Origin of the sequence: Brucella pseudogrignonensis (assembly GCF_002252525.1) — a bacterium.
In the GTDB taxonomy this organism is placed as follows: domain Bacteria; phylum Pseudomonadota; class Alphaproteobacteria; order Rhizobiales; family Rhizobiaceae; genus Brucella; species Brucella pseudogrignonensis.
Genome location: NZ_NNRM01000036.1, coordinates 20,398 through 44,243 on the forward strand (window position 1 = coordinate 20,398; position 23,846 = coordinate 44,243).

Genomic DNA, 23,846 nt, shown 5'->3' on the forward strand with positions numbered 1-23,846 from the left:
CAAAACCGGCTCAAGCCATAGAAAGCCAAAGACATGCGCGTGGTGCTTGCAAACCGATACTTCTATCCCGATCAGTCAGCGACAAGCCGGATGGTGACAAGCCTTGCCCATCAATTGGTGGCGGAGGGAATTGAGACCATTGTGCTTGCAAGCCGCAGCTATCATGAGAAGGGCAAATCAAGACTGCCCGCGCGCGAAACAATATCAGGGATCAATGTGCACCGTCTCTCGACTTCCGGCTTTGGCCGCAACACGCTTTTGGGGCGGGCGATCGACTACGCCACCTTTCATCTGGCCGCAGCCACCTGGTTCGCCACCCATGCCAGGAAAGATGATATTTGTGTCGTGTGTACCGATCCGCCGCTTCTCTCTGTTTCGACCATTCTGCCGATCCGCCTGCGGCGTGCCCATCTTGTGAACTGGGTCATGGATCTGTTTCCGGAAACAGCGATCGAGCTGGGATTGATCAAGGACAAGACCCTGCCGGGACAATTGAGCCTCTTCTTGCGAAACTGGTCGATGCGACAATCGGCCTTGACGATCTGCCCGATTGACAGAATGGCCCGCTTCTTGTCAGCACAAGGAATATCTGCCGACAATCTGGCTGTGGTCCATCACTGGGCCGACAAAAACGAGATCCTGCCCGTCGATCCGCAAGACAATCCCCTGCGGCACGCCTGGGGGCTCGGGGACAAGTTCGTTATTGGCTATTCCGGAAACTTTGGCCGCGCGCATGATTTCCAAACCGTGCTCGATGCGGCGGAACAGCTTAAAGCCAGTCCCGAAATTGTGTTCCTGATGATCGGCGAAGGGCAGCAGCGTCGCTATGTCGAGGAGGAGGCCAGGCGGCGTGGATTAAGCAATATTGTCATGAAGCCGTTTCAACCCGTCGACCAATTGTCCGAAAGTCTCGGCGCGGCCGATGTCCATCTGGTTTCGCTCAAACCTGAACTCGAACATTGCATCGTTCCCAGTAAATTCTACGGCGTGCTCGCTGCAGCGCGCCCAACCATTTTCATCGGTGATCCAGATGGCGAGATTGCCACTGTCATACGCGATTTCCATTGCGGTGTTTCGCTGTGCCCAGGCGAAGTTGAGATGTTGGTCAGTGCGATCCTGCTGCTTCGAAATTCGCAGTTCAATCGCAAGTTGATGGGCAACAATGCGCGCTATCTCATGGAAACCGCCTATTCGCGTGAGTTTGGAGCCGCAGTCTGGCAGTCGGCCGTGGGCCGATTGCTGCGAAAAGAACCATTGCCCGCCATGCCGATCCTGGATCGCCAATTGCAAGCGGAGAAACTGCAATGAGTGGCTCTTTCATCGTCAGCCAGCTCGGTGCGCGCATGCACTACGCTGTCCCGCAAATATTCGCGCAACATCAAAAACTGGCGCATTTCTATACCGATATCTGCGCTGAACAAGGATGGCCTCGGCTGCTTGACCAACTCCCTGCGGCCGTTCTGCCCGGTGCAGTGCGGCGTCTTGTGGGACGCAGGCCGCATGGTATACCGAAGGAAAAAATGACCACGTTTCCCAGCTTTGGCTTCCACTCCGCCTTGCGCAGACTGGCTCATCAAACAGGGCCGCAATCCACAGCCAATGCGATCTGGGCGGGAGAAAAGTTCGGTAGACTTGTGGCCTCGCGTGGCTTTCACGGGGCAAGCGGCGTTTATGCGTTCAGTGGCGAAGCCCTTGAACTGCTCACTGCGGCAAAGAACCAGGGCCTGTGGACTGCGGTTGAACAGATGATCGCGCCGCGCACGGTCGTCGACCAGCTTGTCTGTGAAGAGGACATTCTCCACCCGGATTGGCAATCGGTCATGCTGGATGATGAAAATGCGGCGGCATTTGCGGCGCGCGAACAAGCGGAATGGGCACTTGCCGATGCGGTGATCTGTCCATCGCAATTTGTGGCCCAACATGTCATCGCAGCAGGCTGCAGCCTTGAGAAAGTGGTTGTCGTTCCCTATGGCGTCGATGATCGATTTCACATTGATACACGCGCCGCCCATGTCGGTCCGTTGCGGGTTCTGACAGTCGGCGCAGTCGGGCTGAGAAAAGGATCGCCCTATGTGGGCGCGGTTGCACGCGCACTAGCCAAGCAGGTCGAGTTCCGCATGGTTGGTCCGATCGATGTGGAAATGCCCGCGCGCCAACAGCTTGCGAAGGCCGTCGATCTCATCGGAGCAGTTCCGCGCAGTGAAATGCGCGCGCATTTTGAATGGGCGGATCTCTTCTTCCTTCCCTCACTATGCGAGGGGTCCGCAACAGCCTGTTATGAGGCGCTGGCGGCTGGATTGCCGGTGATTTGCACCCCCAATACCGGCAGTGTCGTGCGGCATGGAATTGATGGCTATATCGTGCCGATCCGTGACGTGGCCGAAACCGCAGATCTGTTGGAACAACTTTCCAGCAATCCGACGCTGCTCGCCCGGATGCGCGAAAATGCTCGCGCCCGCGCCCGCGAATTCACCGTCGCTCGCTATGGCGAACGACTGGTGGAGGCACTCACGAAGCATCAGACCGGACGAAGGCTATGAAAATCATCCATATCATCGGTTCGTTCGATCCGGCAAAAGGCGGGCCGCAGGCCGTGGTGGTGCGTCTCGCCGCAGCCCAGGCAGCATTGGGCCATGACGTCACCATCCTAAGCTACAGTGATGACGCAATCAGCGCGCGCGCTTTGAAAGCAACCGCTGCGATCCCCGGCTTTGAGTGCGTGAAAACCTTCATGCTGCCGATGCCTGACCGATACGAAGTGCTTACCGGCAGTCGCGCTGCAAAAGCCTTGTCCCCGATGATTGCTTCTGCCGATTTCGTGCATATGCATGGGGTCTGGGAAACAATTCTTCTGAGAGCTTCCCGCCTATGTCGGAAATATCATGTGTCCTACTGCATCTGCTGCTGTGGCATGCTTGATGTTTGGAGCATGCAACAGAAGCGATGGAAAAAGAGGATCGCTTTCCATCTGGCCTTTCGACGAATGCTGAACGGCGCTGCCTTTATACAGGCACTGAACCAGGACGAAGTCGATCTGATGCGACCCTTGCGCCTGTCACCACCCGTGGTGATCATCGCCAATGGCATATTTCTTGAGGAAGTCAAGACGTCGCAAGGCAAGCCCGCGGCTCTTCCGGACCGGTCCTATATTCTGTTTTTGTCACGGTTACATTACAAAAAGGGTCTCGATATCCTGGCCGATGCCTTCTGTCAGATTGCAGACCGCTATCCGCATATCGACCTGGTGGTGGCCGGTCCGGACGGCGGCGCGCAGACCGCATTCCTCACTGCGATCGGCAAAGCCGGATTGCAGGCGCGCGTCCACCTCACCGGCGCTCTGTACGGGCCGGCAAAGATAGCGGCCCTGAGAAATGCCCTCTGCTTCTGCCTGCCCAGTCGCCAGGAAGGATTCAGCGTCGCCATTACCGAAGCATTGGCCTGCAGTGTTCCAGTCGTCATAACCGATGCGTGTCACTTTCCTGAGGTCGCTGTGGCTGGTGCGGGTATTGTCTGCGCGCTGAGCGCGCAGGCGGTAGCGATCGGCCTGACAACTGTGCTGGACGATTCCGAGCGAGCCGCCCATATGGGGCAGGCTGGCCTTGAACTTGTGCGTGACAATTACACCTGGCCACGGATCGCCACCCAGACAATCAATGCCTATCAACGCTTTGAGACGGGAAAAAACGGTTATCCGCGTTCTCAGCACAGCCAGGGAACCTATATCGCTGCCAAGCAGCCGACGCCGTGATCGGAAATCTCTGCTTCCTCGACAGGTCATGACCAAGAGCCCGTCATGCCGCCAAGCTTGCCCGCATTCTGAACACCTGCTCCGACGTCGAGGCAAGGAGAAGCATTCACCATACAAAAACCCCGACCAGTGGCCGGGGTTTCAGACGATTGACACCATCAAGATCATCGGTTCCTCATCTCCAGTGAAGTGATGTAGAACACCGCCCCGACAACCAGAAGTGTTGCACATAGCATAGTTGCGTTCATCCAATCCATTTCGATCCACCTTTCTGCCACAGCAAGTAACAAAGTTAACAATTGGTAAATCAACGCATGACTACAGCTTTGGTTCACAATAAAATGCTTTTGTTGCTCTCCCGCATGCCTCCGCATTGATCTGCCAGCTTCGCTCAAGCAGGCGCGTCTGATCATTGTTTGATCAAAATCTATTTTCGGTCACGCTCTGTCCATGCCGTGACGGCGATGACGATCAACCAGGATGCGGAAATAGCAGTAATGAACCAGCTCATGTTTTGTCCTCTGACCGCTAAACACGCAGAGGGGCGAAAAGTTCAAGCTTGATGAAAAGAAAAGCCCGGCTGTCTGCCGGGCGCGGGCAATGCCCAGAGTAGAACCGTTACTGCTGCACGCTTCGTCTGTCCGTGCAGCTGATCAGGCAAATGGTGACGCTCTTTCTTGGAGTGGATTTGCGCGCGCAGCAACTAACTCACTGCACCGTATTTCTGTTGGCTGCAATAGCTCCATCGCTACTCGACTGCAGGCCGGTCTTCTTCTCGATCATACGGCAGGCCAGTTCGGCTAATTGATTGCGATCACGCAATCCGCTCTTGTGCAGCCTGATGATGGTCTCGGCCAACCTCGTTTCATCGTAGTCCCGGCCTTTTTCGGCAAGCATGATGGCTGCATGCGAGAAGCAGTGCCGGAGTTCTTCGACTTCTTCTGGAGAGTAGACCTGACTGGTTATACTGAACAATGGCATCTTATACTCCCGACGTCTTACGGAAAGAGTTTTCATAATGGCATTGAGCTGCGAAGTCGTATCTTGCGACAGGCTTCGACGAAGATCAAGTCTAAACAGACCAGCCCCGCCTGCAGGGAGCGACCCAGCACCTCTACTGACCGGTTTTGCGCGATTTCAGGCTCATATCGCCCATCACATGCGGTGGATTGGCGGAGGAAATCGCCCTGGCCCGGGTGTAAACCGGGCATGCGGGACGTGTTGGTTCTGGACCCGGTGCATCAGTCCGTGGTAAAACCCCTATCAGTGCCTGATCCGGATCATTCAGATGAAATAATCTCGATCCTTCTGCAGTGAAATGAAACAAGCAGCAGTTTTGCAATTTGAATGCGCTGTCTGCCTAATTCAGGGAAGTGCCGGCCGACCCGTTCTCGCTCCTAAGAGCGTATGGACAGGCGCTGTTTCCTGACCTGTCGGATACAAAGCGCCAAGACTGCTGATACCACCGTCATGCGGATACCATCGTCGGACCTCCAATTGTTAAACCGGTTGCTTGCGGCGATGCGATCAAAAAAATGCCCAAATAGCAGTCGGTCAGACTGCAGATCAGGCGATATGACGGGCCTTGAAGACGGCCGCGACACGCCGGGTAGGACGCTTTAAGCCAGCGGAGGACTTTTCCTCTGTGCGTTTCCGGCAATCAAGTGAAGGTTTGTTACTGTTCTCAAGGAGAAGGCAGTATGATCCGATTGGGTAAAAGCTATCAGCACTTCAGCCGCGCGGGCGGATGCGCCTGCGCAAACCCTATGCTGCAGAAAATCTCCACCCGGCTGGATCGGTTGTCGCGAAGACACTTCCTTGCAGGCGCTGCCGCCACTGCCGCTGCTATTCTCACCAAAGATCAAGCTCTGGCACAACCAGAAAGAATTCTCCTCACGCATGTCCGTCTTTTCGACGGGAAGTCTGATAGCCTGCGACCGGGCATCCAGATTCTCATCGAAGGAAACCGGATCGCCTCGGTTGATGCGGCCAATAATCCGCCACCCGAGGGCGCACGGGTTATCGACTGCGGCGATCGTGTGCTCATGCCCGGTCTGATCGACGCTCATTGGCATGCGGTCTATGCCGCCGTGCCGCTGCCGGTTTTGATGGAGGGCGATCCAGGCATGATCTTTGCCGCCTCCACCGCGGAGGCCGAACGCACGCTTCTGCGCGGCTTTACCACGATCCGTGACCTTGGCGGGCCGACATTCTCCTTCAAACGCGCAATTGACAATGGCCTGATCCCTGGCCCCCGGATATTTCCCTCCGGCGCGATGATCACCACAACCGGTGGTCATGGTGATTTGCGCCTGCCCACGGAAATTCCACGCGATGGCGGCCGATTGAGCACCTCGGAATTAATGGGCGCGGCGGCGATCGTCGACGATACCGGAGATCTTAAATTGCGGGTGCGCGAGCAGTTGCTGCAGGGCGCCTCACAAATCAAGATTGTCGCCGGCGGTGGCGTCTCATCGCCGCGCAGTCCCCTTGACATGTCCACCTTCAGTGAAGACGAAATACGTGCGGCCGTCGAGGTCGCAAAAGACTGGAACACCTATGTCACCGTGCACGCCTATGCTTCCAATACGGTGGAAAGATCTTTGCGAGCAGGCGTTTCCTGCGTGGAACACGGCCACCTCATAGATGAGCGGACCGCACGTATGATCGCTGAAAAGGATGTCTGGCTCAGTACCCAGCCTTTCCTCACCACTGCGGATGCTGCACCACAAACCGGGCCCAGTGCAGCGCGGATAGAACAGCTTTTCGCTGGCACCCCGACGCTCTATCAGCTCGCCCGTAAATATGCGATCAAGACAGCGTGGGGATCCGACGTCCTGTTTTCACCCGAGATGACGCCACGCCAAAACTTCATGCTCACCCATCTAAGCCAGTGGTATTCAAATGCGCAGGTGCTTCAGGCGGCGACATCGGTCAATGCCGATCTGCTCGCACTCTCCAATCTGCGCAATCCCTATCCCGGCCGATTAGGGGTCGTCGAACAAGGTGCGTTTGCTGATCTGCTGTTGCTCGGCGAGAATCCGCTCGATGATATCCATGTGCTCGAAAGACCGGCGCAAACCCTGCTGCTGGTTATCAAGGACGGGCAAATCTTCAAGAATACGCTGCCAAGCTAACGTGATTCAAACGATCGCAGCATGGAGGTCAAATGGCCAAGCTGAGCAATGCAGCGCTCAATCTGATCGCGGCCAGCATGCTGATAGCACTGCTCTATTATGGACGAACGGTATTGGCGCCGGTGGCCTTTGCGTTGTTTATCATCATGCTTGTCTGGCCGGTTCAGCGCGCTCTTGCTTCAGCCCTTAACCCTGCACTGACCCTGCTGATCAGTTTCGTCCTGGTGCTTGGCGTTCTGCTGGGCTTTGGATGGCTGATGGCATGGACGGTCGGCCAGGTTGGACGCCGTATCGCCAGTGATGCAACCACCTATCAATTCCTCTACCAGCAGTTCCAAGCCTGGCTCGAGGCGCATGGTATTGCTGCCTCGCTTTTGTGGTCGGACAATTTCAACATCACCACGACATTGCGAATGCTGCAAACAGTCTCACTGCAACTGCGCAATATATTCAGCTTCTGGCTGATCGCTTTGGTCTATGTGCTCTTGGGTCTCGCTGAAATTGACGCGTTTGGCAGCCGGATTAATAGGTTGAACAATCAACAGGCCGTGGTTTCCTTCCTGCGCGCCAGTAAAGCTGCAGCCGCCAAAATTCGCGTCTATATGCTGCTGAGAACGGCAATGAGCGTTGCAACCGGGGTTTTCGTCTGGCTCTTCACCCGTCTGCTTGGCTTGCCTTTTGCCGAGACCTGGGGGTTTGTTGCCTTCATCCTCAACTTTATTCCGTTTCTCGGTCCTTTGATCGCCACACTCCTCATCACAGCCTTCGCCTTTACTCAATGGGGCGACTGGCGATGGGGCGGTTTCATCTTCGTTGGCTTGAACGCCATCCAGTCCATCATCGGCAGTGTGATCGAACCACGTCTGACCGGTCGAACGCTTGCCCTGTCGCCGCTGGCTACTCTGTTCTCGGTATTCGCCTGGGCCGCAATCTGGGGCGTGTTCGGTGCCTTCATCGGGGTTCCCTTGACCATTGTCATTCTCACCTTCTGCGCTCACCATGCTAGTACAGGCCCAATTGCCGAAATCTTTGGCTTCCCGCGCGCAACTGGTGATGAGGAAAAAAGGAACTGACACTGCACAGTTTTGTTTCGCCCCCCGGTGATTGGCATCGGGGACGAAGCTCGACGATCTCTTTCTTCCGCTTGCACGTGCCGGCTCGCTTTCGCGCGGCCTGTGCTTGATTAACCGACTGCCAATGTGAAGGCACAAACTCCGCTGATGCGATCAGCAATCCGTCTGCGCAGTTTCGCTCGCTTTGCGGCGTGGTCGAACCGGCTTCGCCGGGTTGCCCGCATAAACCATCCAGGGCTCGAGATCACGGAAGCTCACCCCCCGGGCACCAAGCACTGCGCCTTCTGCGACATTCACCCCCGGACCGACAAACGCTTCCGCTGCAATCCACGCGCATGGCCCAAGACGGATGGGTGCGGCGGTCAGGGGAAAATCGTGATGGTCAATATTGTGACCGGCCGTACAAAGATGAGCGCCTTGGGAAACGATCGCATAGGGGGAAAATATGATCGGAGCGACGTTGTAACAGATCGCAGCTGGACCGAGCGAAGAATGCGCATCCATGATCAGGTTGCCAGGCCACCATATACGGGCGCTTCCACGCACAATGGCCGTCTTATGAATGCTGGCACCGAAACAACGCAGGATCAGGCCGCGCCAACGCCACAGAAAGGAGGGTGTCCAGGCGGCGAGAAGCAACCATGTCATTTGCCAGATGAGGCGAAAGACCCGGTGTTGCAGGGTAAAGGTTGCCTCCCCCTGCAAAGGGCTGGATGAAACCATTCTTCCGGCTATGACAGCCGAGGGCGAGCGCGTTGCAGGAGACATTCAGTTCAACCCTTCCAGGATTTGCGTTTGAGGCTGATGGCGATGCAACGGTGTCGGCAGGCGGACCGAATTGTTGCGGATCCGGCAAAGTGACAGGACTGGGATCAGAAAGATTGCCATATGGATCCAAACCGGAATGACCCAGTCCGTCTGATGCGAGATTGCATGCATCGCCGGCACGATCGACAGCATATAGACAAGTTGCCCCAGCATCTCGCCGGCCATCGCCGTTTCCCATAGACGACGCATGACCCAGGCGAGAAGCAAGAACTTCAAGGCACCAAAATACCAAAATGATCCGAAGGCGTCGACCAGACCTGTTTCGGTCGTGCCGGTGAGAGGGTTGTAATCACGGCTTGGCTTGGGGGTGTCGAACTGCAGGGCATCTTTCAGCTTCGATCCCACCAATTGCGCGGGCACGAAAGTGAAGACGACACGGTTCCAGTGAAACTTGCCGTAATCAAACTCCAATCGACGATCAATCTCGTCGATGCGCTGAACGGCATTCCGCATTTCAAGACCGCCACGTTCGAGTGTTTCATTGAAGTTTTCGGCGTAATCGATCTCCATAATATCGTTGAGAACAAAACCCGAAGCAGCGCGAGTGATCTGGCGATAGTCGCCCATGCTTGTCATCAGAAAAGTGCCTGCGAGGATGCCCAGCGCCATCAAGACGCGTGGAACAACGAAGCGGCGGTAGAACCACAAGGAGAGCAGGATCATCAGAAGAAGCTGGATCGCCTCCGCCCGTTTGCCAGTCACCAGAATGCGATCAAGATAAAACACCAGATCAAAGCCAATAATCGCGAGCGCGATCCACGAAGGCCGACGGGCAAAGCACAACAGCGCTATCGCCAGTCCATAAGGCATCAGCTGAGCAAAGAACAGGTAGACAACAGGCATGCCCGTCATCTGCATTCCAATGGAAACCTCGCCCGGCAAGCGGCTCAAGAGATAATAGAATGCTGCGCCGAATGCCGACAAGGCCGCTGCAGCCCACACCAGCCGCCTTTCACTGAAGCTCATGCTCAGAAAGGCAATCGGACGCTTGGTCAGACGCCACCCCAAGGCCAGCATGGCAAGGGACAAAATCCCCATGATCATCGTCTTGGCATAGGCGCCCGATGGCAGGAACTGGTCATGGACGAGGGCGGGAACCTGCGGAAGCAGAAAGCCAAACGTCATGACACCAGCAAGGAAAGGAAACTGATACATCCTTTGCGCGGAAAGCAGCAGGCCCCCGGCCATCAAGCTCATCACCAATCCGACAAAGATCCATGTCAAAGCAAGCGTCATCCCTTGCTCCCTTGCAATGCGCAGACGCTCGCTATCTCTGCTGCCCGATCCTTTGTGACAAGATTGGAGGGCAGGATACGACCTGATGCCAGATACCATCCGAGCTTGGCATATTCTTTTGCAATCAGTTCCAGATCGGCCGATGTCGGCGGGAAGCCCATCGGAGTGCTCTCAACCCCTATGGGTGATGAACTGAAATGCATTTGCGGGCAGACGGAACGGAAGCTGGCAATGGCGCGGCGCGAATGATACCAGTTGGTGACAATGACCGCATTTCGCGCCCGTATCCGCCGCATCACAGCTGCCGAATAATAAGCATTCTGCCATGTGCTGCCGGATTGACACTCGACCAGTATAGCCGATGGATTGACACCATCACGTATCATGATCTGCTTGTTAAACAAGCAGTCACCATCCCCGGTAATCAGAATAAGCGGGGAGCGTCCTTGCTTCCAAAGTCGCGCTGCCTGCGCAGCGCGTGGCGGGCCGTCGCCGCCTGGAACGACGATCACGTCCGCCCTGCTTCCGTCATCCGGCAAAGTGAGCACGGTATCGCTGTAAAACAGCGCCGCAAGGCTGATCAGCAAAGCGCAAGGAAGCAGAAGCAAAGCCATCATACCATACGCCGCTCGGCTTGTTGGTTGCTCATGCCGGGACGAACGGCGTCTCCTGAAACCTGCAGTCTGCTTTGCCGCCGTTCCTCCATCTTGACGATGATCATGAACTCATAGGCGGCAAGCAACCGGCAATAAAGATAGCCTGGCTTCCCATCCAGGAAGCCACCACGCAAAAGATACATGTAAACAAAACGCAAGCTAGGTCTGAATGGCATATGATAGGAAAGCGATTTCAGTGCCCGCCTTCTCGGCTCCGGCTTCAGCGAGAAAAAGCCACGCCAATCGATTGTACGTTCCAATTGGTGATTTGAGGAGAGATCCGCTTCCACTGTCGAATAGCGGTTGTGTTTGTCGTACCAGGCTTCAAGACCCTTATTGAAGCTGTAATGGATGAAATGCGCCTTCAATTCACCTTCAGCGCCGCCGCTCGCCCGCGAGTGAACAGAGCGCTCAAACCGAACCCGGTCAGGACGAACAAGACGGGTGATCCAGGTCGGATAAAGACTGGCATGCTTGATCCAGCGACCCATGAACATGTTCTTGTAGCGCGCCTTGAAAAATACTTCCGGCCGCGTCGGATCCGACGTGATCGCCAGCATCTCTGTTTTCAGATCATCAGGCGTGATTTCATCTGCATCCGGCGTATAGACCCACGCATGCTTGAACTCTATCTCGGTGAGACCATACATGCGCTGGCGGTCTTCGCTATCATAAGTGCGCTGATAAACCCGCGCGCCCCGCGCACGGGCGATTTCAACAGTGCGATCGTCGCTGAATGAATCCAGCACCACAATATCATCGCACCAGTCAAGGCTGTCCAGGCAAGCGCCCAGATTGACTTCTTCATTGCGTGTCATGATCAGAACGGAAAGCGTCATGAAGTTGCCCCTGGCATGGTAATGTTGGTTTTGGCTGCCGGAACTGCGTCCGCGGCCATTCCACTTGCTGGCAGCATCGGATGCAGACCCTTTCGCGTGCGGAAGACAAGAACACTGTGCGCGCTGAGCGGCAGCACCATCGCCAGCAGCATCGCCCATGCCGACGCCTCCAGCGCGACCGCCGCTGCGGCGATGGCACCCGAAACGAGGCTCAGGCCCCCGATCGCCAAAGCTGTTTGTCCGGGCGATAGACCCAGGTCGAGCAGCAGATGGTGCAAATGTTGCCGGTCAGGCGAGAACGGGCTTTTGCGTGCCCAGAGGCGGCGAATGATCAGACTCAACGTATCGATGACGGGCACGATTACCACCCAGAGAAGGATCGGGAAGGCCGATGCGCCGTGTCGGTTTGCAAGCAGAAGAATAGTGCCCGCAAGGGCTGCGCCAAGCACAGTGCTGCCGCCGTCTCCGAGAAACAGACTGGCTTTGCGCCGCCAGGGGTGGCGCATGTTGAAAATCAAAAAGCCGACACAGGCCGATGACAGGATCAGTGACTGAATGCCCAGACGGTCCTCGGCAAGTCCGAAGCTGATCACCGCGAGCCAGAAAAATGCTGCAGCACTGGCAAATCCCGCCAGTCCATCAATACCATCACTCATGTTGACGGCGTTAACCAGACCGATGATGAAGGTGAGAGCGATGAAGACGAACATTGGACCAGTGAGGACGTCACCAAGCACTTCGCCAGGCGCAGTCACCAGGCTTTCGCTCGCGCTCTGACCAAGACCCAGATGAATCTGTTTTATGCCTGTGAGACCAATGATCAGAAAGGCCGCCAGCAATTGCAGTGCAAGCCGTGGCGCGACCGGCAGATCAAAGCGATCGTCGACCACGCCGGTCATCAGGATCAGAAACAGGCCAGGCAGCAGCGCGATTGCATTGGCGGGGCCTGTCATCATTGGAGCGAGCGGGGCTGCGATCAGGAAGGCAAGGAAAATAGCAATCCCACCACACAGCGGAACGTTGCCGTCATGCCTCTTGCGCGCATTGGGAATGTCAACGAGATACCATTCCCGTGCCAATCCGCGAAAGCCGAGGCAAAAGACGACCGTCATGCCAAATGCCAAGAGCGTGGTCCAGAAAAGACTTGTCATTTCTTCTCCCATGCGCGTTTAAGCGAAATCTTCCTTTGTTCTAGCTGGTCGAGCCCGCCTCTACGACTTGGCTTAAGAGCGTGTGCCTTACGCCTTTCAGATAAGGGCTTAACCCAAGGTCCAGATTTTCCCGCAATCGCAAGTCTTTATCCTGCTGCGCCAGGATGGGAGCGCATCGAACGCGCCCCGAATGTCCGGGGGGAAAGAAAATCGTGCGCAATCCAACACCAACACTGTCCGGCACCCATGCAGGAGCAAGATCATGAGCGGCGCACGCAGAGGTTTCCTCATGGCGGTGCTTGAGCAATATGCCGGTCTGATTTTCAACTTTGTGACCGTCATCGCAGTCTCGCGCTTTCTCGGGCCGGCAGAGACCGGCGCCGGTGTGGTCGGCTTGAGCATTGCTGCGATCGTGTTTTCCCTGCGTGAATTTGCCAGCCCGGAATTTCTGATCCGTCTCGAGACAATAGAAGACCGCGATATTCGGACCTCGATGACGTTCCTGATGCTGGTGACCCTCCTTTTATCGAGCGGGTTGTACCTGGCGCGCGATTATTTCGCGCTTACCTATCACGATGCTTCCTTGCTGCTCTTTCTCGACATCACCATCTTAGCGGCAATTGTCGAAAGCCTGTCTTTGCCGGTCGTCGCCTTGTTGAGGCGTGAAATGGCTTTCGGAATGCTGGCACGTATCCGTACCGCCGGGTCCGGCTTTGGCGCCCTAATCACCATCGCCATGGCCTGGCTCGGATTTGGGCACATGTGCTTTGCCTTCGGATTGCTGGCCAGCGCGCTGACGACCACAGGTCTGGCATTGACAATCTATCCGCTCCGACGCCTGCTCAAACCATCACTGCACAGCATAAATACCGCCATGCGCTTTGGGATCTATCTCGGCGGAAATGCCGGATTGAACAAGATTTGCGAGACGTTTCCTCAACTGATGCTCGGCCGCTTCATGCCGATCGCATCGGTCGGGATTTACAATCGCGCCAATACAGTGAGCGGTCTGCCGGATCGTATTTTCCTGTCGGCGGTCTTCACCGTCGCCTTCCCGATGCTCTCCGCACATGCACGCGCCGGTGGCGATATCAGCCGCGCCTATATTCGCGCGCTTTCCTATATTTCCGTGGTCTACTGGCCGGCGCAGATTCTCCTCGCTCTCTTGGCCTATCCTGCGGTTGAGATCATTCTCGGACCAGGCTGGTCAGAGGCTGCTCTGATCGTGGCTATCACAAGTCTGGCAAGCCTCTTCTGGTTTCCAGTCATTCTCACCTATCCGCTTCTGATGGCGCTGGGTGCCAATCGGGAAGCCTTCATCTCCAACCTCATCGCTCGGTCCGTTGCCACCGCCATTCTTTGCCTGGCTGCATTCCATGGCTTGCTGGCCGTCGCACTCAGTCAGTTCATCAGTCTGCCATTCCAGATGATTATAGCCATTGTCTATGTGCGAAAGCATGTTGCCTTCTCCTACCGGGTGCTGGTAATCGCGCTCCTGCGCAGCGCATCTGTCACCCTGTTTGCCCTTGCAGGCCCCTTCGCAATGGTTGCGGCAAATGGGTTCGGTGTTGAGATGGCTTTCACAAAGGCGCTGCTCATCGGACTTCTCGCAGTCGCGGGATGGCTCGTGGCATTGCTGGTTACCCGCCATCCATTCAGCGATGAACTGCGGGCGGTGTTTCGCCCGGTTGTCATACATCTCAAAGCGCGATTTGGACGCGTGGCACCCGCATGGTCCAAGCTCTCAGAACCCGCAGAATGAGGCCGGACATGGCGAGAACATCAGATCACCTGCCAACCGTCGACATTGTGATACCCAACTATAATTATGGACACTATCTGCTTGAATGCGCCAATAGCGTCCTGTCACAAACGGGCGTGGTGGTCAGACTGTTGATCATCGACAATGCCTCCACCGACAACAGCGCAGCCCTGGCCCGCACATTGGCTGCCAATGACCTGCGGGTTGAACTGCTGCTGAGATCCGAAAATCTCGGGCCACATGCCTCGTTCAACCAGGCGATCGATTGGGCCCGTTCGGAGTTTTTTCTCATTTTATGCGCTGATGACCTTTTGTCGTCGGGCGCCTTGGCGCGCAGTGCCCAATTGCTTCGACACTGTCCGGATGTCCATCTTGCATTCGGTGTCGCACAATCCATTGCAGCGCATGAGAGGCGACCGCAAATGCCTGCCTTTGTCCATCGAGGTGATTGGGACATCGTTGAAGGAAGACGATTCATCGAATGCGCATGCCGATACGCTTTCAATCCGGTGGCCGGGCCCACCGCTCTGGTGCGCACCGACATACAAAAGCGGGTCGGCTATTATCGAGCAGAGCTTACCCATACCGATGACCTCGAAATGTGGCTGCGGTTCGCTTTATGGGGCAACGTTGCCTCAACGCGCAATGTGCAGGCCTATGCACGTGTCCATAACGCCAATCAATCGGCAAAAGTCGCGGGTATCATGAACTGGAACAGCGAATTCGAAGCCGCATTTCGCTCGTTCTTTGAACAGGAAGGGCGCGAGATGGCCGGGGCATCGCGTCACTTCGAGGCTGCCCGCACCTGCCTCACAAAACGCGCCTATTGGTCCGCCTTCGCCAGTTTCATGCGTGGAGAAAAAGATGCAGCAAGATTGATGGCCTTTGCTCTGAAGCGACGCCCGTTGCTGGCACTGCTGCCGCCGGTTGACTATCTGCTGGAGCGGCGCCACCGATACCACTCAGACCGTGGCTAAGGTTTCATAGCATCAAGCTCCGTAAAACCTCTTCCTGTTCGCGCAGGCGACCACGATAGATGTTCACCCCACGCTCCACGATCGTCGCCAGTTCCGCCCGACGCGCAAATATCTGATCAATCTGCCCAAGCAGATGTTCGGGATTGAAGGTCTCAATGTGATGACAATAGGCACCCAATCCCGTGTCGTTGAGCAAAGCATCGTTTTTTCTCGCATAACCGATCGATATTGCGGGCCTTGTCATCGCCAGAGCACAGACGATGTTATGATAACGGCTCGCGACCACAATATCCGTCAGAGCTATCTGCTGCATGAGTTCCTGGAGCGATGCGGGCGGTTCGAAGGTCACATTGCCTTTATCGCGATGGCGAAGGCGGGATTGCAGATCTTTCACCGCCGCCAGATCGCCCTGATCACCGATCAGGAGACGCACTTGCCTTCCCTGATCAAGCAAACCATCCACCAGGATACCCATTTTGTTCAGATAGGTCTGATAGATCGCCGCACCGTCCTGCGCGTTCTTGCGCCAGCCCCGGTAATTCATCACGCCGAGCCCGATCCGTTGATCAGCGCTGTTTGTAAGCACATCATCGGCGACGGGCAGCGCGAATGCGATATCTGCACTCACGCCATCGCGGCGCCCGCTGACACCCAGCGAGCGCATGAAATCATAGGACACCTGGTCCCGATAGGAACGATGGGCGGCAAGCAGAGCGGCCTTGCGGATGAACACGCGACTGAGCGGATGCGTGACCGGACCTGCCCCAATGGAAACAAACGCAAAGCGCGCGCCTGCAAGCCGGGCGGCAATCGACCAACGCAAAATCGCAAATGGCCAGCCAAAGGGGTTCTCGTTGAAGTCGTCGAGGATGCCCGTCCCCGGAACGATAATCAGATCGAGCCCCTGGGCCAGCGTCAAGGCACCAATGAAGCCAGTCAGCCTGCGGGGGACGTTGAAAAGCAACCTGTTGAGCAAGCGCAGATAGATATGCGCGGAAGCGGCTTGTCCCACAGGGACCGCCCGGATCTGAAATTTCGGGGTGATGATCTCGGGGTCGGAGCAAATGCAGACCAGTTGCGCATTGGGTGAAATCCGGTTCAAAACATGCAGCATCGCTTCCAGCGAGCCATCATTGCCGGTATTGCCAGAACCGAACTGACCAAAAAGACCTATTTTCATAGACGTGTCTCCAACACCGTCTGAGAAACTAAGCTGCGAATGGAAATTGTGAAAACTGGCAGAAGGGTGAAGACCCACCTCTTATGTAGGAGGGGCTATACCCCTGATAGCCAGAATGCGTGCTGGCGCAATTTCGCTACACTGCATTGCGGTATATCAAACGCCCCCCGATATACTGGAGTAAGGCTTCGAGGGATCCGTCCCTCGAAGTCCTGGTTCCATCTCAACCACCGGGGCATCGGGTTGCGCTCATGAAATGTGCTTACTTTGTCCGTCCGCATATTGGCGGAACCTACTCAGTATTTACGCGATTGTGTTCGTCTCTCAAGGACAATGGGGTTGAACTGCGCTGGCTGGCTGCGGGTGCTGCGGGGGAAACGATCTCCTTGCCGCCCCAAGGGCAGGGCCTTCATGACACGCTGCGCAAAGGCGATGCCATCGATCAGATGGGTGTGTTGGACGAACAAACCCGTGCCCGGCGAATGATCGGATTCCTGCGCGAGAATGATTTCAAGGCAGTGTTCGTCAATGTGCTTTCAAGCCGGTTTGAAACCAATCTCGTCCGCTATCTGCCTGAGGATATCCTGCGCATCATGATTGTTCATAACATCACGCCGGGGACCTATGCTGCGGCACGCGAGATCCGCGATCATGTCCATGCAACTGTCGGTGTTTCCCAGCGCTGTCGCGATGATCTGGTCAAGAGTTACGGCTTTGATCCTCAGAGAATGCTGGTTATCCCCCATGGTTTGAACTGTGCCGCAAATCCCCGGCCTGCCGTGCGGCAGGTGGCGGAGCAGGCTCCTCTGCGTCTGCTTTATCTGGGCCGGATCGAAGATAATTCCAAAGGTGTGTTCTGGCTGCCGCAGATCCTGCGCGAGCTTCGCTCTCCCTGCCAACTGACGGTGGCTGGAGACGGGCCGGACCTTGCCGAATTGCGCAGCCGCCTCTCGGAATTCGGCGACAGGGTCACCTTTACCAGTTGGATCGCTCCCGCGGATATTCCCTGGCTCGTCAGTCAGCACGACCTGATGATCATGCCCTCCAGGTTTGAAGGGTTCGGCCTCACATTGATTGAGGCAATGAGCCAGGGTTGTCCGGCGGTTGTTTCGAAGATTGCAGGCGTCACCGACCAGATTGTCACCCATGGCGAGGACGGGTTGCTGTTTGCAGTGGGTGACGTCAAGCAGGCGGCGCGCCATATCGACCTGGTTGCTCAGGATCCCTGTTTGCGGACCAAAATGTCTGAAGCTGCCATTGTCAAGGTGGCAATTGCCTTCGACAATCAACGCGTCGGCAAGTCCTATGCGGCATTGTTGGAAAACCTTGTCGCAAGCCCGCCCGACATCGCTCCCGCCTTGCCGATGGCGCAATGGACAATGCCAAGGGCGCTTCATTCCAGTCTGCGCAGCCGTTTGCCAAAACCGGTCAAGAACTGGTTGCGCGAGATGAAAGAACGCTTGAACGCGGCCTTTACACCGGTCTGATGGCATAACCAGCGAAGGACAAGGACATGAACCTTTTCACCTCCCGGTTTCACAATTCTCAATTGCTGAGAAGCAAAGCGCATGCGCTCATTCCCGGTGGTTGTCACACCTATGCGAAAGGAGACGATCAATATCCCGTGCTTTCGCCCGGGTTTATACAACGCGGCTCGGGTTCGCATGTCTTTGATGTCGATGGCAACCAATATATCGAATATGGCATGGGCAATCGTGCGGTGGGTCTTGGCCACGCTTATCCTCCCGTGCTGCAGGCTGTTCGCGATGCGTTGCAGGATGGCTGCAACTTCACCCGCCCAAGCGCGATCGAGATCGAATGCGCCGAGAGTTTCCTGGAATTGATCGATGGCGCCGAAATGGTCAAATTCTGCAAGGATGGATCGGACGCGACCTCTGCAGCCGTTCGGTTGGCACGCGCCTATACAGGACGTGACATGATCGCCTGTTGCTCCGACCATCCATTCTTCTCGACCGATGACTGGTTCATTGGCACAACCAGGATGAATGCTGGGATCCCTGCTGCAGTCTCCGCCTTAACCACGGCATTCCGCTATAATGACCTTGCCTCGGTGGAAGCCCTTTTTGAAAATTATCCGGGAAGAATTGCCGCCCTCATTCTCGAACCAGCGCGGATGGATGAGCCGCAGGCAGATTTTCTGCATCAGGCAAGACGGATCGCTCATGAAAACGGTGCCCTGTTTATTCTTGACGAGATGATCACCGGGTTTCGCTTTCACATGCGCGGCGCACAGCGGCTTTATGATATCGAGCCAGATCTTTCCTGCTTTGGCAAGGCATTGGGCAATGGCTTTGCAATTTCCGCCCTGGCTGGCAAGGCAGACTATATGCAATTGGGTGGGCTTACACAGACCGACTATGCCCGCGTCTTCCTGCTTTCCACCACCCATGGGGCGGAAACCCATGCAATGGCAGCGGCGATCGCAACCATGAAGGTCTACCGCGATGAGCCGGTTATTGAACGCCTCTACCAGCAGGGCCAACAGCTCGCTCAAGGTGTCGAGAGCACGATTGCCAATCATGGTCTGGGACAGCATGTGCGTTTGATGGGCCGTCCATGCTGCCTTGCCTATGCAACATTGGATGGTGACGGAGAAGCATCACAGGCGTTCCGCAGCCTTTTCTTGCAGGAAACGATCCGACGCGGTATTCTTATGCCTTCTCTGGTCGTCAGCTATACCCATAGCGATACCGATATCGCCCGGACCGTTGAAGCCATCGACGGTGCGCTTGGCATCTATGCAAGAGCCCTCAATGACGGTGTCGAGACCTATCTCACCGGCCGCCCCTCGCAACTGGTCTATCGTCGGTTCAACAGCGCGCCGGCCAATCCGCTCACCCGATGAGGATCGCGCGTTGCGGCCTGATGATTATTTCATTGCTGGTTCTGACTGCAGCAAAGCTGCCGTCCATCTTTCCCGTTGCTGTAAGCGGTGATCAACGGCTGTTGGAAAATGCTGATGGCCGGCCGTTTCTGCTCTTGGGGGACGCCGCATGGTCACTGATTGCGGAACTGGGTCGCCAAGACACAAAAACCTATCTCGATGACCGCGCCAAGCGTGGCTTCAATGCCATCCTGGTCAATCTTGTCGAACACCAGTTTTCAAGCCACCCCCCGGCCAATGCCTTTGGCGACCAGCCTTTTCCGCAGCGGCCGTTTGCAGCACTGGGAAAGAACTATTTTGATCATGCGGCATGGGTCATTGATCAGGCATCAAGACGAGGCATGCTCGTGTTTCTCGTCCCCGCCTATCTTGGCGTGAATGGCGGTGAACAAGGCTGGTATAGCGAGGCTGCGGCGGCAGGTCCCGCACAAATGAGAGCCTATGGCGAAGCGGTCGCACGGCGGTTCGCACGATACCCCAATATTGTCTGGGTGCTCGGCGGTGATTTTGATGCGCCTGACAAGCCGCTTGTTTCGCAACTGGCCGAAGGGATTGCGGCCGCTTCACCCCGCGCGCTTCAGACCGTCCATGCGAGCCGCGATACGCCCGCTTTCGATCTGTGGGGCGGGGAGCGCTGGTTCTCGATGGATACGGTCTATACCTATGGCGACGTTCACAAGACGATATTACAGCAAAGCAGCCGCAGCAGGCTGCCGGTAATATTGCTGGAGGGCGCCTATGAATATGAGCGGGACACAACGGCACGGATGACCCGGCGCAATGCCTATGGCGCCATGTTGGGCGGCGCAGCCGGTCAGTTTTTTGGTAACAATCCCGTCTGGCATTTTTCCGGGCCGGGCGTGTTCGCGTCCGATCAGGACTGGCAAGAGGCACTCGACAGTCCTGGTGCACAATCCATGGCGGTGTTGAAGACCATCTTCGAGAGAATTGACTGGTTTCGATTGCAGCCCGATCGTGACGGGTCGATCACCGATGTCGAGGGGAGCTACGCCGCCGCCTGGCCCGATCACCGGCTCATCGCGATTTACGGTGATGCGGGTCAGTTTCAGGTCAAGGCGGACGTTGTCAACGGATCAGCCTCCGCCTTATGGGTGGATCCAGCCTCCGGTCAAGCGATCACTGCGAACACCCCGCAATTGCGGCAAGGCTTGCAAATCTATCAGACCCCACCCGATCGCAACAATGTCCCCAACAGCGACTGGCTGCTGCTGATTGGTAGCGCGCCAGAGATCGGGCTCCTCCAAAAGCGGTAGAGCTTACGACCTTTCGTGTCTTTTTTAACCGCTTGTCCGAAGCCAGCAATCCTTCGGTCAACTCGTTCTCGCTGCGCATGCGCGCTAGCGTGCTGTCATCATCAAGTTGAGGAGTTTGCCATGAAGGTACTTGTTACGGGGCATCAAGGCTACATCGGGTCCGTCATGGTCCCGATGCTGATCAGCGCAGGCCATGAGGTTTCTGGATATGATTCCGGGCTGTATCGACACTGCCTGTTTGAAGAAGGAGGCTCGGTGATCGATGTGCCGACAATCCGCAAGGATGTGCGCGATGTCACCGCTCATGATCTTCAAGGCTTTGATGCTGTCATTCATCTTGCCGCTTTGTCGAATGATCCGCTGGGCAATCTCAATGAGGATCTCACCTATGCAATCAATCATCACGCAAGCGTTGCCATGGCGAAGGCGGCCAAATCTGCTGGCGTCAGACGATTTCTCTTTGCTTCCTCCTGCAGCAATTACGGCATCAGTGATGCGGCGTTAATCGACGAGACGGGAGAGCTTAATCCGGTCACCGCTTATGGCCGTTCCAAGGTCAGGGCCGAGCGCGATATCAGTGCGCTCGCAGACGAAAGCTTCTGTCCTGTTTACATGAGACCGGCAACCGCCTATGGCGTGTCGCCCTTTTTGCGCTTCGATATCGTGTTAAACAATCTGGTCGCCTGGGCGGTCACGAAAGGATTGATCTATCTTAAGTCCGATGGCACGCCATGGCGGCCGATCGTCCATATTCGAGACATTGCACGGGCCTTCATAGCGGCTATGGAAGCCGAGCGGGACACCGTGTTTAACCAGGCATTCAATCTCGGTTCGACCGACCATAATTATCGTATTCGTGACATTGCAGCCATCGTCGCAGACACTGTTCCGGACTGCCGCATCGATTATGCCGAGGATGCCGGCCCCGATACGCGTTCGTATCGCGTCAGTTTCGAAAAACTTGCCCGCCTGCTGCCACAGGCACGACCGCAATGGGATGCAGCGGCGGGCGCACAGGAACTGCTTGCCGCCTATTGTCGTTCATCGCTGACGCTTGAAGAATTTGAAGGCCCGCGTTTCCAGCGTATTGCCCATATCAAAAAGCTGCTTGCGCACGGCGAGCTCGATGGCAATTTGCGCCGCACGGTTGAAGATGTCGCTCTGTTCAGGGCAAGCGCGTGATGGACAGTGGATATGGTCGAAGGGTTGGGTCCGACCGGCCGCAAGACAGCGCAATCGGTCATGAGATTCATGCGCTCGCCGCACGGCTCTTTCCGATCTGCCGCAGTCTGAGCGGAGAGGGCGTGCGGCAGACACTGGCGATAATCGGCGAGCAATTGCCGCTCGATATTCACAGAATGAAGAGTGGAGACCAGCTTTTTGATTGGCAGGTACCCAGGGAATGGTTGATCCGTGACGCGTTCATCGCCGATGATACGGGCCGGCGGATTGTCGATTTCAACCACAACAATCTCCATGTCGTTAACTTCAGTGTACCGATACGGACCCGAATGAGTCTGACGGAGTTGCGCGACCATATCCATACATTGCCGGAGCAACCCGACTGCATCCCTTACCGAACCTGCTATCACAATGCTGACTGGGGCTTCTGTATGGCCCATAACGCATTGCTTCAAATGCAGGATGACCACTATCAGGTGGTGATCGACGCCGAACATCGCGAGGGCTGGCTCGATTATGGAGAGTTCATCCACAAAGGCTCCAGCAAGGATGTGTTCGTGATTTCGACTCATCTCTGCCATCCGTCGCTCGCCAATGACAATTGCTCGGGCATGGCGTTGCTCAGCTTCTTGGGCGCGGCATTAAAGCGGCGTCAAACCCGCTTGACCTATCGTCTGTTGTTTGGTCCTGCAACCTTCGGAGCGCTTGCCTGGCTCAGACAGAACGAAGCGCAGCTGCCGCTGGTTAAACATGGGCTCGTGCTATCCTGTGTGGGGGATGGTGGCGGACCAAACTATAAGCGAAGTCGGCGTGGCAATGCCGAAATTGATCAGATCATGGCCTATCTGTTGCCGCGCGCGGATCTTCCCGACGCCAAGCTCCATGACTTCTGGCCCTACGGTTACGACGAACGGCAATTTTGCTCACCCGGCTTCAATCTGCCAGTCGGGTCATTCCAGCGCAGCCTCTACGGCAGTTTTCCCGAGTATCACACGTCCAGCGACAATCTCGATTTCATAAAAGCGGACTATCTGCAACAATCCTATCATCTCGTCATGCAGGCCATTGATCTGGCTGAACGCAACTGGACACCCGTCAATACCGCGCCCAAAGGTGAACCGCAACTCGGACGCAGAGGGCTATTTGATCATAGGGATGACATGCAAGCGCCAGTGAACTATGCGATGGCTCTTCTGTGGGTGCTAAACCTGTCAGACGGCACCCAAACAGTTCTCGATATGGCCGCGCGCTCTCAAATCGATTTTGATACACTCCATTATGCCGCACAAAGACTTTGCGCGGTCGGCCTCCTCGATCCCGCCTGACTCAAAGATGCGGCCAGCTCCTGTCCTTCTCTGACATGATGCTCGGCTTGTCCGGCCAGGGAATCCCCAAAGCAGGATCATCGTAGCGAATACCCGTTGCAAAATCGGGTGCATAGGGCCGGGATATCATATAGCGCAGCAACACATCATCGGTGAGCGTTTGAAAGCCGTGCGCACAGCCCTCGGGAATGTAGAGCTCCACACCGTTGCCCGCTGACAACTCAAGCCCCGTCCAATGGCGGTAGGTGGGTGATTCAGGTCTCAAATCAACCAGCACGTCCCAGATGATACCCTGCAGACAGGTGACAAGCTTGGTTTCTGAATGCGGTTCATTCTGATAGTGCAATCCACGCAATGTGCCTTTTTCTCGCGAGAACGAGAGACTATGCTGCGGGAAACTGGTTTGCATGCCGCGTTCCTTGAATTCCGCTTCGCAATAGACACGTGCAAACCAGCCGCGTTCATCCTCGATCCGTTCCGGTTCGATGGACCAGGCGCCCTGAATGTTCAGCGGTAGAAAACGCATCTTTTTTGCCTCACAAGCCTCACGCGGCCATTCTGACAGCTTTCCCA

20 protein-coding genes are annotated in these 23,846 nt (G+C 56.1%); 12 read left to right on the forward strand and 8 right to left on the reverse strand.

The genetic code is table 11. From position 1 onward, the window contains the following. Window positions 1-33 precede the first annotated feature (33 nt). Genes CEV34_RS15265 through CEV34_RS15275 form a run of 3 tightly spaced genes read left to right on the forward strand, consistent with a single transcriptional unit; the run spans window position 34 to window position 3,748 of the window. Window positions 34-1,308: a glycosyltransferase family 4 protein gene (locus CEV34_RS15265; RefSeq protein ID WP_007880597.1), complete on the forward strand. Its 1,275-nt coding sequence runs from the start codon at window positions 34-36 to the stop codon at window positions 1,306-1,308. Next, window positions 1,305-2,540 (forward strand): glycosyltransferase family 4 protein, encoded by a 1,236-nt coding sequence (locus CEV34_RS15270; RefSeq protein ID WP_007880596.1) that lies wholly within the window; start codon window positions 1,305-1,307, stop codon window positions 2,538-2,540. Before CEV34_RS15265 ends, CEV34_RS15270 begins: the two co-directional genes overlap by 4 nt. Beyond that, window positions 2,537-3,748, forward strand: coding sequence for a glycosyltransferase (locus CEV34_RS15275; protein WP_094543904.1), 1,212 nt, complete (start codon window positions 2,537-2,539; stop codon window positions 3,746-3,748). Before CEV34_RS15270 ends, CEV34_RS15275 begins: the two co-directional genes overlap by 4 nt. Before the next feature lie 708 nt (window positions 3,749-4,456). Here the strand turns inward: CEV34_RS15275 and CEV34_RS15285 are convergent. Next, on the reverse strand, window positions 4,457-4,729 hold the full coding sequence (locus CEV34_RS15285; RefSeq protein WP_007880584.1) for a hypothetical protein: 273 nt from the start codon (window positions 4,727-4,729) through the stop codon (window positions 4,457-4,459). 719 nt (window positions 4,730-5,448) lie between these two features. Here CEV34_RS15285 and CEV34_RS15290 point away from each other — a divergent pair. Next, window positions 5,449-6,885, forward strand: coding sequence for a metal-dependent hydrolase family protein (locus CEV34_RS15290; protein ID WP_007880581.1), 1,437 nt, complete (start codon window positions 5,449-5,451; stop codon window positions 6,883-6,885). A 32-nt stretch (window positions 6,886-6,917) separates the two neighbouring features. Next, entirely contained in the window at window positions 6,918-7,958 is a 1,041-nt protein-coding gene (locus tag CEV34_RS15295; protein WP_007880577.1) for an AI-2E family transporter, read from the forward strand. A gap of 153 nt (window positions 7,959-8,111) precedes the next feature. Here the strand turns inward: CEV34_RS15295 and CEV34_RS15300 are convergent, their stop codons facing one another. Genes CEV34_RS15300 through CEV34_RS15320 form a run of 5 tightly spaced genes read right to left on the reverse strand, consistent with a single transcriptional unit; the run spans window position 8,112 to window position 12,668 of the window. Next, a complete protein-coding gene (locus CEV34_RS15300) occupies window positions 8,112-8,726 on the reverse strand; it encodes an LbetaH domain-containing protein (RefSeq protein ID WP_007880576.1) in 615 nt (204 codons plus the stop codon). Further along, a complete protein-coding gene (locus CEV34_RS15305; protein ID WP_007880574.1) occupies window positions 8,727-10,022 on the reverse strand; it encodes a hypothetical protein in 1,296 nt (431 codons plus the stop codon). After that, window positions 10,019-10,636, reverse strand: coding sequence for a YdcF family protein (locus CEV34_RS15310; protein WP_007880572.1), 618 nt, complete (start codon window positions 10,634-10,636; stop codon window positions 10,019-10,021). The genes CEV34_RS15305 and CEV34_RS15310 overlap by 4 nt, the downstream gene beginning before the upstream one ends. After that, window positions 10,636-11,517, reverse strand: coding sequence for a glycosyltransferase family 2 protein (locus tag CEV34_RS15315; protein ID WP_007880570.1), 882 nt, complete (start codon window positions 11,515-11,517; stop codon window positions 10,636-10,638). The genes CEV34_RS15310 and CEV34_RS15315 overlap by 1 nt, the downstream gene beginning before the upstream one ends. Next, window positions 11,514-12,668: an MraY family glycosyltransferase gene (locus CEV34_RS15320; RefSeq protein WP_039861067.1), complete on the reverse strand. Its 1,155-nt coding sequence runs from the start codon at window positions 12,666-12,668 to the stop codon at window positions 11,514-11,516. Before CEV34_RS15320 ends, CEV34_RS15315 begins: the two co-directional genes overlap by 4 nt. Window positions 12,669-12,930: 262 nt before the next feature. Here CEV34_RS15320 and CEV34_RS15325 point away from each other — a divergent pair, with 262 nt between their 5' ends. Both CEV34_RS15325 and CEV34_RS15330 read left to right on the forward strand, forming a co-directional pair. Then, a complete protein-coding gene (locus CEV34_RS15325; protein ID WP_007880568.1) occupies window positions 12,931-14,430 on the forward strand; it encodes an oligosaccharide flippase family protein in 1,500 nt (499 codons plus the stop codon). A gap of 8 nt (window positions 14,431-14,438) precedes the next feature. Beyond that, window positions 14,439-15,407 carry a glycosyltransferase gene (locus tag CEV34_RS15330; RefSeq protein ID WP_007880567.1) on the forward strand — a complete coding sequence of 323 codons (969 nt, stop codon included), beginning with the start codon at window positions 14,439-14,441 and terminating at the stop codon, window positions 15,405-15,407. A 4-nt stretch (window positions 15,408-15,411) separates the two neighbouring features. On the opposite strand, the gene CEV34_RS15335 is transcribed toward CEV34_RS15330, so the two are convergent. Further along, window positions 15,412-16,587: a polysaccharide pyruvyl transferase family protein gene (locus CEV34_RS15335; protein ID WP_064322786.1), complete on the reverse strand. Its 1,176-nt coding sequence runs from the start codon at window positions 16,585-16,587 to the stop codon at window positions 15,412-15,414. Window positions 16,588-16,838: 251 nt separating this feature from the next. On the opposite strand from CEV34_RS15335, the gene CEV34_RS15340 reads away from it, so the two are divergent. From CEV34_RS15340 to CEV34_RS15360, 5 genes are all read left to right on the forward strand, one after another. Next, a complete protein-coding gene (locus tag CEV34_RS15340) occupies window positions 16,839-18,074 on the forward strand; it encodes a glycosyltransferase family 4 protein (protein ID WP_039861066.1) in 1,236 nt (411 codons plus the stop codon). 26 nt (window positions 18,075-18,100) lie between these two features. Next, window positions 18,101-19,453, forward strand: coding sequence for a glutamate-1-semialdehyde 2,1-aminomutase (locus CEV34_RS15345; protein ID WP_007880562.1), 1,353 nt, complete (start codon window positions 18,101-18,103; stop codon window positions 19,451-19,453). A gap of 20 nt (window positions 19,454-19,473) precedes the next feature. Then, entirely contained in the window at window positions 19,474-20,766 is a 1,293-nt protein-coding gene (locus CEV34_RS15350) for an apiosidase-like domain-containing protein (RefSeq protein ID WP_007880561.1), read from the forward strand. Between the two features lie 120 nt (window positions 20,767-20,886). Then, window positions 20,887-21,948 (forward strand): NAD-dependent epimerase/dehydratase family protein, encoded by a 1,062-nt coding sequence (locus CEV34_RS15355; protein WP_007880560.1) that lies wholly within the window; start codon window positions 20,887-20,889, stop codon window positions 21,946-21,948. Next, a complete protein-coding gene (locus tag CEV34_RS15360; RefSeq protein ID WP_007880559.1) occupies window positions 21,948-23,273 on the forward strand; it encodes a DUF4910 domain-containing protein in 1,326 nt (441 codons plus the stop codon). Before CEV34_RS15355 ends, CEV34_RS15360 begins: the two co-directional genes overlap by 1 nt. Window position 23,274: 1 nt before the next feature. Here CEV34_RS15360 and rfbC read toward each other — a convergent pair whose 3' ends face one another. After that, the gene (gene rfbC / locus CEV34_RS15365; RefSeq protein WP_007880558.1) at window positions 23,275-23,799 is read right to left on the reverse strand and encodes a dTDP-4-dehydrorhamnose 3,5-epimerase; all 525 of its coding nucleotides are present in this window, start codon (window positions 23,797-23,799) and stop codon (window positions 23,275-23,277) included. Between the last annotated feature and the right edge of the window lie 47 nt (window positions 23,800-23,846).